Raw genomic sequence first — 13,596 nt, 5'->3', positions numbered from 1 at the left:
TTCTTCATTTGATCAGCATGGATTTGAGAGGCACCATCGATTCCTCTGGGACGTAATAATTGAATTTGTTGTCGCTGATCTGTCCAAGCAGCTGGCGGCGTATCGGATCGGCGTCCTTCAGCAGACTCACAGACGCCGAGTGATAGTCAATAGGACGCATCCAGATCGGGCTGTAGCCCAGGAACAGCTGCCTTCTTGTGAATGTGGAGCGATTCGGCGAGCCAGCATGCCACAAGTTTTGGGCGAACACGAAGACGTCACCTGGTTTTCCGCACACTTGTACCTCTCCGTCAAGCTGCTGGCGCACATCCTTGTGATTCGGATTGTACGGCTGCTTGTGACTGCCCGGAATCACTTTCGTATTGCCGCGATCCGGCTCCGACATATCGCTCAAAATATAACAAACCTTAATATAATAGGTTGCCGTCAAGCCGTTAATGACAGGAAACTGCGGATGCGGACCGTCTTGATGCCAATCGATAAAGCTGTGCGTGTCCGTTTGGGTTTCGCTTGGATTCGGTTGCCTGATCGTGAGGTGGGAGATATGAAGCTGGATGTTGTGGCCAAGCAAATTAACGATTAACGGAAGAATGGCAGGCTGATCGATTAATGCAGCAATCTCGGCATGGCGTTCTACGCTGTTATAAATATTGTGCGAAAGCGCTTCCGGTTCAATCGAGACAATTTCGTCGATCGCGGCATTCAGCCGGCTTACCTCTTCCTGCGACAAAATATCTGGTATAACCAAATACCCCTGTTCATGAAATTGCTCCATTAATTTCGGTATTTCCAAATGGGCTGTCTTCATCCTTTATACCTCCTACTTGTATTTAATTTAATTATATTTGGCGATCCATCATGTTATAATGTAAGAAAAATCGATTTCCCTTGTAAATAATTTCAATATTACGAAAGGGTGTTGTCATGCAATGGAGTTCAGCGGATTTCTGGATCCCGATTTGCAATACCATGTCTACGTGAAGGATACCCCTCAATTTCAGAAAACGCATGATACATATGATCATTGGGCGTTGTTCATCGTCGAAGAAGGCGCTTTTAATTACAGAATGGGCAGCCAAAGCGGAAGGGCGGTCAAGGATGACATCGTATTATGCCCGCCCGATCTAACCTTCTACCGGCAAACGGACGGCTTATCATTCCATCTCATGGGGTTTCAATGGATCAATTCCCTAGAGGGGCCGCCGCGTGCGGCGGATTTCCCGACTTTCGGCAAGCTTCGGCTATTGAACCACAAACGCTTCCAATCCACCCTCTCTCAATTTCGCGAAGCCCAATACTTGCATGCAGGGATTGGTCATACGTACAAGAAACATCTTCTCAGGGATCTGCTCTATTTGCTTCAGATCGAGCAATCCGAGCAGCATACGATGACCTTGTTCAGCGAGGATCCGACCCTTGGGAGAGCCCTGCATTTGCTTCAGCAGCAAGCAGAATTCGGCCTATCGTTGAAGTCGATCGCTGTGGAACTTGGTCTAACCCAGGTGCAGCTGACAAGACTGTTTACACGCGAGTTCCGCATAACGCCAAGCGCCTACGCGACTAATCTTAGAATGGACAAGGTGAAGCAACTCCTTGTATACTCTTCGCTTACCCTTGCCCAGATCGCCGAGCATTGCGGATTTACCGACGAACATCATTTAAGCAAAAGCTTCAAAAAACTGTGCGGCGTCAATCCTTCGTCGTACCGAAAAACGCATAGCGTATAATTGAACAGGCCGACCTGCATCGAATGAGGTCGGCCTTTCGTTCCCGTTATTTAGTCACACCGTAACCGAGCGCCTTGAGCTGTTCCATGGCGCTGTCCACTAACGCTTTGTAGTTCATGGACGTTTCCAGCGTCTTGATAAAGTCATCGTATTCGGTCAATGGACGTTTATCGTAAATAAACTTCGCGATCTCCTCTTCCATGTACCGATTCGCATCGGCAGGGTTATACCCCTCCGGATTGTCAACAAATCCGTTCAACGCTTCAATACGGGGTTGATCGTTCGCGAATTCGATTGCAGCCGATTGTGCGGCGAACTTCGCTTGCAAATACTCCATTTCCGGTCTGCCGGTGAATTGGTACAGCCAAGAATGGCCGACTTCGCCCGCCTTGTCCGTCATCATCGGCTTGCCGTCCTCAAGTGTGAAGTGCGTATCCTTCACCCCGAACTGCACGAGCAGCGAGCCTCCGTCCGGATTCGAAATATAGTTGAGCAGATCGAACACCCGCTGCAGTTTCTCCGGGTCTTTCTCAAGCGCTTTCGGAATGGCATATCTCCCAGGCGCCGCGCCGATATCCCACGAACCGTCGAATTGTCCTCCTGTACCCGAAGGAGCGGCGATTTGCAGCCATTCCGCATTCGGATTAACGGTTTTGATCTGTTCCACGAACTGCTCCTTCGTCATGTTCGGCCAATCGATATAGACGATGCCCGCCTGCCCTTTGATCGCCTTCTCCTGATGCTGCAAACCGCTGTTGGCCAGCAGCTCCGGATCAACCGATCCGGAACCAATCATGTCCTTAATAAAGGCCAAAGCATCTTTCATTGCCGGCTCATGAAGCGCATTGACGACTTTGCCGTCCTTATGGTAGAAATTGCCTGGCATTCCGACGCCGAAGGCTCCGAAAACGGTCGAGAATGCACTCAGCTTGCTGCCCGTTAGACCAAAGGTATCCGGCTTGCCATTTCCATCCGGATCGTTCTTAGTGAACGCATCCGCTACGGAAGCCAACTGTTCCACGGTCGTCGGCACTTCCAGCTTCAGCTTGTCGAGCCAATCCTTGCGGATCCATAAGGTATTGTATGGGATTTGCGGAGATTTGGAGATGCCATATACTTTCCCGTCGACCATCCCCTTCTTGACGCTGTCCTCCCCGATGAACGCCACCGTTTGCTCCAATTTATCCATATACGGCGTCAGATCGAGCAGCAGCCCTTGCTTGGAAAATTGAATTAACTGCTGCCGGTCGACCATGAACAAGTCGGGAAAGTTCCCCGAGGACATCCGAACGTTTAGTTGATTGTTGTAATCGTCCGCTGCTGGATATACCGTCAGGTTCAGGTCGATATTCAGCGCCTTATCCAATTCCTGCTTAATGATGTCTTTATCGGGTGACGGAAGATTGTTCCCCGTCTCGATAATGTCGAGCTTAACCGGTTTGCCGCTAGACTGCTCCGTCGTTTCCGTTCCGGGCTTGGCGGTAGCGCCCGAAGGATTTCCCGGATTATCGCTGCTGTTCCCACCCGAACACGCCGTAAGCATGGCCCCCGCTAATGAAACGGCTACGAGCAAAGTCCCTAATTTCTTCATGATCTTAACCCCTCTCTGAATGGTTTCATCGGTTAACCTTTAATCGAACCAAGCAGCATCCCTTTTGTAAAATGCTTTTGAAGAAACGGATAGATCACGATGACCGGCAAGCTCGCAATCATGACGGATGCCATTTGCATCGTCTGCGTCGGCATCATATTTTCCGCGTTCTCCAGCGGCTGTTGGCTTTGCATCAGAATCTCCCGGACGACGACCTGCAGCGGATACAGCGTGCGATCGGTCACATAAAAAATCGCTTGAAAAAACTCGTTCCAATGGCCGACCAGGTAAAACAATCCAACCGTCAACAAGACAGGAACGGAAAGCGGCGTAACGATTTGCAGCAGGATGCGGAACTCTTTGGCTCCATCCATTCGGGCCGACTCGAACAGCTCCTCCGGCAGCCCTTCAAAAAAGCTTTTCATAATAAGAACGTTAAAGCTCCAGATTGCATTCGGCAAAATCATCGACCAGATAGAATCGAGCAGCCCCATCGACTTAACGACCAGATAGGTCGGAATAAGCCCTCCGCTGAACAACAAGGTGAACACGATCATGAGAAGAAAAAAGTTTCTTCCCGGCAAATTCCGGCGACTAAGCGGGTACGCCATCAGTGCCGTCAAGACGAGATTGACCGCTGTTCCGATCACCGTAATGAGAACGGTTATTTGGAACGCCTTCGGAATATTGGACTCCGTCAGCAGCGTGCGGTAAGCGGAAAACGTAATTTCCTTCGGGAACAATATGAATCCGCCGTTACGCAGCACTTCTCCGAACGGAGTGATGGATACGGATACGACATAAAGGATCGGCAGAATGGCGACAAGTCCGCATATTCCGAGAATGACGTATATAATTGCGTTGAAAATTTTATCATCGAGGCCCCTTACCATATGCCCTCACCCCATTTCTTCGCCACACGGTTAGCTCCTAGCACAAGGATAAGTCCGATGACCGATTTGAACAATCCGACTGCCGACGCCAAACTGAAATTAAGCTGCTGCAGACCGGTTCGGTAAACCCATGTGTCGATGATGTCCGCAACCGGGTATACTTGAATATTGTACAGAATGTAAATTTGATCAAAGCCTGCATCAAGCAGATGGCCAAGCTTCAGAACGAACAGCAGGACGATAATGCTTCTAATGCCAGGAAGCGTAATATGCCAAATCATTCGCATTCGGCTCGCACCATCCACCTTCGCCGCCTCGTAAAGCGTCGGATCGATGCCCGCCATCGCGGCCAAATAGATAATCGCACCCCAGCCGAGATTTTGCCATACCTCCGATCCAACCAGTATGCTGCGGAAATATTCCGTCGAGGTCAGAAACGGGATCGAGCTTCCCCCCGCTTCCACAATCCAGCGGTTGATGAGACCGCCGTTCTGGGAGAAGAGCGTCAAAAGAATGCCGAAAATAATGACCCAAGACAAGAAGTGCGGCATGTAGGTCAGCGTTTGTACAATCGACTTCAGCCAGCGAATGCGGCATTCGTTCAGCAGTACGGCCAGCATGATCGGCGGCAGCGTCCCCCATAACAGCTTGTAGAGGCTGATCAACAGCGTATTGGTCAGCAGCTGGCTGAAATAAGGCGACTCGTAAAAGCTCTGAAAATGCTTATACCACGGATCAACCCACGAGCTGCCCGTTATGCCGTCCAGGATTGCAAAATCTTTGAAAGCGATAATGACTCCGTACATCGGGAAGTACCGAAATATGACAAAATAAATAATGCCGGGCAGCAGCATGATGTAAAAGGCTTTAAACCGCCATGCTAACTTTAAAATCATGAGCAGCCTTGTCCGCAGAGAAAACCGTATCCGAGGGGCTGGCGTTAGGCTATGGTTGGTTTCCATCGTATCCCTCCCTAGTTGAATGCGCTTCCAATAAGGTAAGTATAAAGGTCCTGACGTCTCCTCGATATACACAAAAACGTAAAAAATGTAAGCATTTCCTTCATCATCATTAACATCGAGTATGGATCCATCTGCATCAATTTCAACGATAAATGAGTAAAGGCTGTCACGAATGGCCTGAAGAAACCACGTGACAGCCTTGGTATCGTTTTTGGTTAACGCCAAATACCTAATCGTTCGTCGCTTTCCGTCAGGACGGGCATATCGACGCGGACCACAGTTCCTGCCCCTTCCGCGCTTCCGATCCGCAAGCCGTACGTCCCGCCGTGATGGATCCGAATTCGCTCATGCACGTTCCGCAGCCCGATGCCCGTAAACCGGTACATGGAGCCCTGCCCACCGTCCTGATTTTCCAACAGCAGCCTGCTTCGCTTCTCCCGCCTGATGCCTATTCCGTTATCGCGCACATAGAGTCTCAGAACACCCTTCCTCAGCCCGCCTTTCACGACGATAAGCCCGCCGTGATTCGGCGTTAATCCATGAAAGAGTGCATTTTCTACAAGCGGCTGCAGCGTAAGCTTAAGTATGCGATACTGCAAAAGGTCAGGATTGATATCAATCATAAACTGATATTGTTCCCCAAAGCGCACCTGCTGAATATGCATGTACATTCGCAGCCCTTCCAGCTCCTCCTCAAGCGATACGTATTCCGATTGCTTGTCGAAGCTGAAGCTTAACAGCTTGACCAGTGAACGAATCGTATCGCGCAGCTCGTCGATACGCTGCTGCTTTGCCAAGCTGCTTATGCAGGCAAGGGTATTATACAGAAAATGGGGCGCAATCTGGCTTCGCAGCATCTTCAGCTCGTATTCCTTCTTCTGCTCCTCCGCATGTTTCGTCTTCTGGAGCAGGCTCTGAATCCTCTCGAGCATAGCGTTATAGCTCTGCGTTAGCCTGCCGATTTCGTCCATTCTCGTGACAGGCAGCTTCGCCACGACCTGAAAGTTGTTAAGACGGTCCATCTTCTCGACAAATCGGCGAATCGGATGCGTGAACGATCGGCTGAGCAGATACGCGCTGATCAGTAGCATAATGATCCATACGATACTCGCGGTCCGGTAGTTGCTGTTCAGCTTCTGCAGGTCCTGATAGAAATAATCCTCTTCGATGAACGCCGCAAGCGACCAGCCTAGACGGTTTTTGGTCGACTTCACGGCAACGAGCGGATTCAAGGAATCCCCTTCTATGCCGCTGACGCCGACTTTGAGCAAGGCGAGCTGCCCTCGAAAGCTCTCCTCCAGCTTCGGCGGATACGAGGCCGATTGGAAGGGGAGCAGTTTATCGCGGGAATCCAGCCGATTAATGACGCTGCCTTCCTTCGTGAACAGTATATAAGATTGATAGATCATCGGCGCAATACGCTCTGTGAGCAAATCGAGATTAAGTTCGGCGACAACGACACCCTTCACCTTATTGTCTGCATCCGCAATAGGCAATACGTAAGCAAGCGTTCGCCCCGACATCGGCGAATCATAAGGTTCGCTCACGTTAATAGCCCCATAGTTAATCAGCGCTAGCTCATAGAGCTGGTTCAGCTTTGGATTGCCGATGATGTCATAAACGACCTGCGAGCTTGCAAATACTTGGCCGTCAGCTCGAATCATGTACAAAGTTCTGGCAATGGAATTGTTAATCCCAGCGAACTTGCGAAGCGTCTCGACGGCTGCCTCCTCATTCCCTTCCTCCAGCAAATCGGCGCGGGTCGAGAGTAGCAGCAGCATATTTTCCACATTATCCAAACTTGCATCGATATATTGATTCGTCCGGCTGACGAGCAGCATGGCATCGCGAATGACTTGATTCTGAAGCACACTTTCCGCCTCGTGGAGGTTTCGCCATGCAAGCACTTGAACGAGCAGCAGCGTCACGATGAACAAATAAATAAACTGCTTGGAAGCGAGACCAAGGCTGGCATACCAATGAAACAGTTTCCTCATTTCCACCCTTCCTTCGCGCTCGTTCTCTCTCACCTGTGCTTTCAGCCATTCCGTTTATAGTCCGTCGGCGATACCCCGGTCCAATTTCGAAACGTAACGGTAAAATAGCGGTAGCTCGGAATGCCGACCTCTTCCGCGATCTCATATACCTTCTTATTCGAATGCCTAAGAAGCTCAATCGCCTTCTCCATACGAAGACGGGTAATATACTGATTGACCGTACTCCCCGTTTCCTCGCGAAACAATTTGCTGATATAGTGTGGGCTCAATCCTACCTGCTCTGCAATAACGGGCAGTGAGATCGGCTCCTTGAGATGGTCTTTGATCCATTGCACGGCCAACCGAATCTCAAAGCGCGAACGCGACTTCCCTAGCTCGACAGCTTCCATAACCTGAACAATATTGGTAATCATCTCGGCTAACGTTCCTGCGTCCATTAATAGCCCCATACGGACTGCGCTTAGCTCAGCGCCCTCTTGCTGCCTGTGCCAGTCAACCTGCCAATGGAGTATCCGTTCCTTCAGTTGACTTGGCTTCACTCGCTCAGCGATGCACCAATCCCTGAACTCGCCAAGCAAGCATTCCTTCAAGCTCGCAAGAGACAATGATGCTTTTCTCAGCATCTCGTTTAATTCCTTCGTTTTCTTTTCCGTCAGATCCGATAGAGGCAGCGAATGCTGCGCGTACACAGCGCTTTCCTCGGGACATCGGTCGTAAAACAGCGCATCTTTCCACTCGTTCGAATAGGCGAGCGCCGATGCAATTTCTTCCTTCGATGCGACCGGTTTGCTAAATAAGGCACATACTGTCGCCCACCGTCCCTGCTTGGTCTCTTCCCTATTCAACAGCTCCGTCAAATGCTGAACGACCGTGCGGAGTGACTCAAGAACAGCATTGGCAGAAGTTCTGCCTTCAAGCAGAACAAAATATTCCCGCTCCCGTACCGTCAGCCAAGTCAGCCAAGTTGGATCCCTTTTTTCCTGCTCGGTCAGTCTCTGCCGAACCGTTTCCTTCACGGGTAGATAGGCTAATGGAGGAATGTCTAGCTGAAGTCGTACCAGCCGAATCGGACGATCTACGCTTAACGTCATCGATTGCCAATCGGAGCCGGCTGGCTCTTGCCCATGAAGCAGCTTGCCGAATAAGGCGGCTTGCAGCTGCCTCTGTTCCCTTCTCGCATGCTCCTGCACCATGCGCTCCTTGACGACCGCAGCTCTCACTTTGTCCATCGCCTGCTTAAGCTCTTCTTCCTCCAATGACACCTTCAAAATATATTCAAGCGCTCCAAGACGGAGCGCTTCTTGTACGTAATGAAAATCGCTGTGACAGGTTAACAATATGATCTGAACGTGCGGGTGCCGCTTCCGGAGTTCCCGAATGAGAGCAATGCCGTCCATAACCGGCATCGTAATATCCGTTATCACGACATCTGGCGTGCGTTCAGCACATAGCTGCATCGCTTCCGAGCCGTTGCTCGCTTCCCCTATCCATTCGGCTCCGCACGCCTCCCATGGAAATAGCCGAAGCTCTTGCCGCAGAGGAATTTCATCTTCAACGATCAATACGCCAAGCGGCTTTATGACCATGATATCCTCTCCTTTACGTCTCAAAATGTAAGCGCTATCATTTATTTTATTCCATTATAGAGCATAAACTCTTATTTCGGCAACCTCCGCGCGTGGTCCTCCGTTCGTTTCGTTGATCCATAGTCTAATCGTATGTGACGAGATGGAACGGCTGAGCTTATGCACTTTTTTGCGCTTATGGTTGTGCTTCTCTTCAGCCAGTGTAACCCATTCCTCACCGATGAGCGCCTCTATCCGATAAGCTCGGACGAGCTCGGGAATCGCTTCGAAAGCCGTGCGATGATGGTGCAAATTGATTAAATCTTCATTAACGTCGTCGTTAAAGGTGACGTGGATCTCGGCGATCGATTGCACTTCAGCCCACTCCAGCTGCAGCCATTCCGGTTTGCCTGGAGACATCGGCTCGGACATCCATAAATGCGGACCGGCAAACGGCCGAATATACCCGTCTGTCACCGCTGCGGCAGCGTACGCTTCCGTATTTGGCGTAACCTGCAGACACAGCGGCTTGCGGTTCCAACGGCGCATGCTCCACTGTACGACCGGCTGATCCGGTTGACGATCCTCTAAAAGCGTAGAGACGATCGGCTTTGGCCCCTTCTCAAAGCACAGCACGCCGGTCATCGGACAATCCGATCCGTGCAGCTGAATCGCTTCGTTCGCCTTAATAATAAGGAATGCATTACAGGCTGCATCGGGCTGCCAAAATAAGTCCAGCTTAACCCATTGCCCGGTACCTTCGGCTACTGACACCGATGCTTCAGCTACCATCTGCTTTGGCACGTAGTTTTCACCTTTATCCGTATGCCACAGCTCCACTTCAAGAGTAGCAGCCTTTGCCGCATCGATCAGCAGCTTCACCGATTCAAGCGAGGGATTCACTGGAAACAGGATGCCCAGTTCTTTATCCAACGGGTGCGTATAGGTTGAGTCCGTCAGCGAAACTTTGGTCATTGTGCTGGATGCCGTAATACGGGCCGACTTGGCGTGATCGTTAGGGTCGTTTGCCGCGATCCCGATAATCGACGCATCCTGCCTGAGCATCGTCTGTTGCAGGTCGTTCATATGGTCACGGTGCAGAGCACGCGGCGATATCCCTTTCTGCACGCACAGTGCGGCACCGCTTCCGGCTGCTTCGCCGATGACCGCACAGGTTGCCATTACCCTCGTGGTACCGAATGCGACGTGAGTTGCGCTGATATCGCGGCCTGCGAACATCAGATTGCTGACGTTGCTGGAGTACAGACACCGAAATGGAATATGATAGATGCCGTCCGAAAATAAATGCTTTGAACCGCTCTCTGTCGAATACATGCCTTGCGGCGGATGAAGATCTATCGACCAGCCTCCGAAGGCGATGCGATCAGTGAAGGGCTCCTGCGTGATAATATCGTTTTGGTTCAACATATAATCTCCCGTGAATCGGCGATACTCCCGTTTGCCAGGGAGCGATCCGACCCATTCCAGCGTCATGCGATCGGCATCGAAATTGCCGGAGTTTTTGATATAATCCCATACCCCGTAAATGACCGACCAGAGCTCATCGCGTATTCGTTCATTATCATGCACCGTATCCAGCTCGCCGCCCCATTCGATCCACCAATAGTGGCAGCCTGAGTCGCCGCTGCGAATGACCCGCTTCATCGGGATCGCCGTTTGGGTAATGTCCTTCGCAAAGCTCGGCGGAATGTATTTGACCGGCCGATCGGCCTCCTTCGTATAGAACAGGAGCGTGCTGCCAAGCGTAATATCGTCCGCCGTCTCCGGAGCCCAGTCCTCGTTGTATTCCTCTGCTGCCTCGCGGCCGATCCGGTATTTAGCGCCTGCCAGGAAACCCGCAAGGCCATCTCCTGTACAATCTATGTACATATCGCTTTCAAACCGGATTTTCCGCTCGGAGCCCATCATCCAGCCCGTGACCGACTTAATGGTGCGCTCCTCCTCCGCGCCCTCCGCTTCGACCTCGTGCACATCCGTATTGAGAAACAAAGCAATGTTCGGCTCAGCTCGGACCGTCTCGAGTACTACGAGATCCCATAAATACGGATTTCCATCCGGGTTCCGGTATTGATTCTCGACGAACATTTCTCCCATGATGCCGGTTTCTCTCGCGTAACGCTGCGTGCCATGCGCCGTAGCGCCGCATACCCACACCCGTACCTCGCTGCTAGAATTGCCTCCGAGTACGGGTCTGTTGTTCACGAGCGACACGGTTTGGCCGAGACGTGCGGCTGCAACGGCAGCGCATACGCCGGCCAATCCTCCGCCAATAACGGTAATGTCGGATTTTACGAATTCAAACTTCAATCGAATCCCCCCAAGTCTAGAATTACTATCATCTTAATCGAGGGGGTCGTTATTTAACATGCACTGCGCTATCATATTGGCATATACTTTATTTCATTCTGGAGCTGATTGCGGTGATGATGTTGAATCGAAGCCCCATCCTATATCCTAGCCTAATGCATCATGTCTTTTGGAATCATAAGAAGAAATTTCAATACAGCGTGGACACCTACGGACATTGGGTTCTATTTGCTGTGGAGGGCGGCAGCTTCCGTTATGGGATCGGCGACAGCGAGGGAGTGGCGCAGATGGGCGACGTCATCGTTTGCCCTCCGGGCGTCGATTTTCATCGCGACGTTATCCATGCGCCGTCCTTTCATTTCATCGGATTTTCGTTAGGCTCTATATCGGGAGATGCGGTTGCAGGGCAAGAGGCAGAGCAGGACGTCCATCATCGTTTAGCGGCTTCTGCCTACAAGCCCACAGTCGCGCATAAGGAGAGGTTTGCCGATAATTTGAGATATTTCAAGAGGCAGGACGAAGCAGCCGCGGAGATCGATCAGCGGAGCTATTGGCAAAACCATGCGCTGAACGATATTTGGTTCTTTTGTTTGCAGTCGATAGCGGCCGGCGTGGTTGGCGTAGACAAAGAACCTGCCGATCCTCTGATGGAGCAGGCTCGGCTCTATATCCAGCAAAACGCCTATAAGGACATGAGCATGCTGCTGCTAGCGGACGAGCTGGGCATCAGTCCCGTTCAGCTCACCCGCAGATTCACACGAAGCGTGGGGATGACTCCTTCGCGCTATTTAAGCCATATTAGGCTGGAGCAAGCAAAGTCCTTGCTCGTCGATACCCATCTGAATTTAGAGCAGATCGCATTAGCTTGCGGCTTCAACAATGGCTTCTACCTCAGCCGCGTGTTCACGAAGCTGATGAAAGTCAGTCCTTCCGCTTACCGGAAAACGAACCGGGTCTAATGCCTGCAACAATCCCCTCTATTCAATAGTAGGAAGCGACAGGACAAATAGACTTCATTGTTCCGAGCTTTCCCTAACCGTTAGCAGCCTGCTCTGAGCTTGAGCCAACTGCCTGCGAACGTATGGCGAAGGCCAGGCCGGGAATGGCATGCTTCTAGTTCTCGCCGGGGATGAACCGCTCGAAGTATTCTTCCTGTTGCGGCAGTGGTATGCCTTGACCGTTGTCAGACACCACGCATCGTCTCTTTCGCTTAGGGAGACGGGGATGCTTAGCGGCCGATTCGGATGAAGGGACTGTACGATTTTATTGAGTAATGTCTTCCAGTCCTTCTTCCATTTTGAATTCCTCATTTACCTGTATATCCGTTTCATCCCTTTGTTCATCAACGTTTCAAATCATTTTTATTGCTTGCAATGCCACATGAGGCAGTGTATGTGAGACGGGTACATAACTGGGACAGATGATGTCCTGAACTGGTAGAGCGAAGGCCGCTTGCACTGCAGGTGGCTTTACTTGCTCTTCCCCCTTCTAGAACAACTAAAAAGCGGTACCACGCGCGGTGTAGTTGGATTTTTGTTATATCTAGTAGCCTCCACGGCTAAACTGACCAAGCGGAGGCGAGCCTAGTGGTTACAGCAAGTCAAGCGCTCTTCTGACTTTTCTGGCGAAAATGAGCGGCTTTTGTACCGCTTCGATGTTGACATAGATCAATCTGGGGCGCTCGAACAGCCATTCGTTATGAATGGACGAAACGATGATGCCCTGTTTAAGAAGGCTTGCGATAAACCGATCCGTTTCCTTTTGCAACAGGGCAACTCTTCCCAAACACAACGCTCTACCAGTCACAGCATTTAACGATTCAAACGAGAATGATGAGGTTAACATAAACCTTTTCTTTAAAATCGTTGCCTTTACTCGATTGCGCGAAATGGTTGCGACGCATTTTCCGCCTGCAAATCCGGGGGTTCCTCCAATGATTTTGGCAAACCTTCCGCAAATACGTTCATTTCTACTCATGCTCAACCGAATTCCTCCTTAAAAGCGTAGCAGATTCCGGAACTGCTTTTGCTTGACCTGATTCATTTTCACTTCGTAATAGGTACCCCTGGCTCGGCTGAGCTTCGGCATTAGAATCGGGGGAATAGCCAACGGGTAACATATTTTTTGAGCGGCACAGATATATCCTCCTACTGAAGACTAGACATTTGTAGGTTCAAGGCATTCGCCCTGAAGTCCTGATATAGTCTAATGCCGCATCGGAGAAACGCGATACGTACAGCAGCCCACGGATACCATTTATTTTATTACTCTAAACTTGCGAAAGAGAAGATTTTGATTAGGCTGTTGTTTTGGAGACCATTGATCATTAAGCTCAGTGGGGGTACGCCTATATATTAATTCATATGAAGAGACCCCACCTGAATTATGAAGCCAGGGTCTTCGTCATGCGTGACATCGAGCACGATAGGCATGATTACGAGTAACAAGGTCATCGTGGGTTTGTGATCGTTCCTGCCAACGTGATGCTTATTGATTATTTTATGCACAATAAAAAGCCGCACATTGTGCGACT

The 13,596-nt window shown here is 50.6% G+C and carries 10 protein-coding genes; 2 read left to right on the top strand and 8 right to left on the bottom strand.

Annotated features, from left to right (window positions below; all coding sequences use genetic code 11):
* Positions 1–4: 4 nt before the first annotated feature.
* Positions 5–808: a phytanoyl-CoA dioxygenase family protein gene (locus tag JNUCC32_RS09635; RefSeq protein WP_192571811.1), complete on the bottom strand. Its 804-nt coding sequence runs from the start codon at positions 806–808 to the stop codon at positions 5–7.
* A gap of 121 nt (positions 809–929) precedes the next feature.
* Between JNUCC32_RS09635 and JNUCC32_RS09630 the strand changes: the two genes are divergently transcribed.
* A complete protein-coding gene (locus JNUCC32_RS09630) occupies positions 930–1,727 on the top strand; it encodes an AraC family transcriptional regulator (protein ID WP_015735483.1) in 798 nt (265 codons plus the stop codon).
* 46 nt (positions 1,728–1,773) lie between these two features.
* On the opposite strand, the gene JNUCC32_RS09625 is transcribed toward JNUCC32_RS09630, so the two are convergent.
* The 6 genes from JNUCC32_RS09625 to JNUCC32_RS09600 all read right to left on the bottom strand — a co-directional run bounded on the left by JNUCC32_RS09625 (position 1,774) and on the right by JNUCC32_RS09600 (position 11,063).
* Positions 1,774–3,318 carry an extracellular solute-binding protein gene (locus tag JNUCC32_RS09625; protein WP_192571810.1) on the bottom strand — a complete coding sequence of 515 codons (1,545 nt, stop codon included), beginning with the start codon at positions 3,316–3,318 and terminating at the stop codon, positions 1,774–1,776.
* Between the two features lie 32 nt (positions 3,319–3,350).
* Complete coding sequence (locus JNUCC32_RS09620; RefSeq protein ID WP_096773818.1) at positions 3,351–4,211, bottom strand: carbohydrate ABC transporter permease; 861 nt, start codon at positions 4,209–4,211, stop codon at positions 3,351–3,353.
* Positions 4,205–5,107, bottom strand: a complete 903-nt coding sequence (locus JNUCC32_RS09615) for an ABC transporter permease (protein WP_228468989.1) — start codon at positions 5,105–5,107, stop codon at positions 4,205–4,207. The genes JNUCC32_RS09620 and JNUCC32_RS09615 overlap by 7 nt, the downstream gene beginning before the upstream one ends.
* Before the next feature lie 281 nt (positions 5,108–5,388).
* On the bottom strand, positions 5,389–7,170 hold the full coding sequence (locus JNUCC32_RS09610) for a sensor histidine kinase (protein ID WP_192571808.1): 1,782 nt from the start codon (positions 7,168–7,170) through the stop codon (positions 5,389–5,391).
* A gap of 41 nt (positions 7,171–7,211) precedes the next feature.
* Positions 7,212–8,756: a response regulator gene (locus JNUCC32_RS09605; RefSeq protein ID WP_192571807.1), complete on the bottom strand. Its 1,545-nt coding sequence runs from the start codon at positions 8,754–8,756 to the stop codon at positions 7,212–7,214.
* Between the two features lie 54 nt (positions 8,757–8,810).
* Positions 8,811–11,063 (bottom strand): FAD-dependent oxidoreductase, encoded by a 2,253-nt coding sequence (locus tag JNUCC32_RS09600; RefSeq protein ID WP_192571806.1) that lies wholly within the window; start codon positions 11,061–11,063, stop codon positions 8,811–8,813.
* A gap of 116 nt (positions 11,064–11,179) precedes the next feature.
* Between JNUCC32_RS09600 and JNUCC32_RS09595 the strand changes: the two genes are divergently transcribed.
* Entirely contained in the window at positions 11,180–12,022 is an 843-nt protein-coding gene (locus tag JNUCC32_RS09595; RefSeq protein ID WP_192572640.1) for an AraC family transcriptional regulator, read from the top strand.
* 631 nt (positions 12,023–12,653) lie between these two features.
* On the opposite strand, the gene JNUCC32_RS09590 is transcribed toward JNUCC32_RS09595, so the two are convergent.
* A complete protein-coding gene (locus JNUCC32_RS09590) occupies positions 12,654–13,040 on the bottom strand; it encodes a DUF1259 domain-containing protein (RefSeq protein WP_192571805.1) in 387 nt (128 codons plus the stop codon).
* Positions 13,041–13,596 lie beyond the last annotated feature (556 nt).

It is taken from the genome of Paenibacillus sp. JNUCC32 (assembly GCF_014863545.1).
Classification (GTDB): Bacteria; Bacillota; Bacilli; order Paenibacillales; family Paenibacillaceae; genus Paenibacillus_AQ; species Paenibacillus_AQ lautus_A.
This window is presented reverse-complemented; position numbering and strand designations above follow the sequence as displayed.

What these genes read in the sequence shown, in the direction of transcription:
- JNUCC32_RS09595 (WP_192572640.1), top strand. Translation starts at nt 11,180, where the DNA reads ATGATGTTGAATCGAAGCCCCATCCTATATCCTAGCCTAATGCATCAT.
- JNUCC32_RS09605 (WP_192571807.1), bottom strand. Translation starts at nt 8,756, where the DNA reads ATGGTCATAAAGCCGCTTGGCGTATTGATCGTTGAAGATGAAATTCCT.
- JNUCC32_RS09610 (WP_192571808.1), bottom strand. Translation starts at nt 7,170, where the DNA reads ATGAGGAAACTGTTTCATTGGTATGCCAGCCTTGGTCTCGCTTCCAAG.
- JNUCC32_RS09635 (WP_192571811.1), bottom strand. Translation starts at nt 808, where the DNA reads ATGAAGACAGCCCATTTGGAAATACCGAAATTAATGGAGCAATTTCAT.
- JNUCC32_RS09620 (WP_096773818.1), bottom strand. Translation starts at nt 4,211, where the DNA reads ATGGTAAGGGGCCTCGATGATAAAATTTTCAACGCAATTATATACGTC.
- JNUCC32_RS09625 (WP_192571810.1), bottom strand. Translation starts at nt 3,318, where the DNA reads ATGAAGAAATTAGGGACTTTGCTCGTAGCCGTTTCATTAGCGGGGGCC.
- JNUCC32_RS09590 (WP_192571805.1), bottom strand. Translation starts at nt 13,040, where the DNA reads ATGAGTAGAAATGAACGTATTTGCGGAAGGTTTGCCAAAATCATTGGA.
- JNUCC32_RS09630 (WP_015735483.1), top strand. Translation starts at nt 930, where the DNA reads ATGGAGTTCAGCGGATTTCTGGATCCCGATTTGCAATACCATGTCTAC.
- JNUCC32_RS09615 (WP_228468989.1), bottom strand. Translation starts at nt 5,107, where the DNA reads ATGATTTTAAAGTTAGCATGGCGGTTTAAAGCCTTTTACATCATGCTG.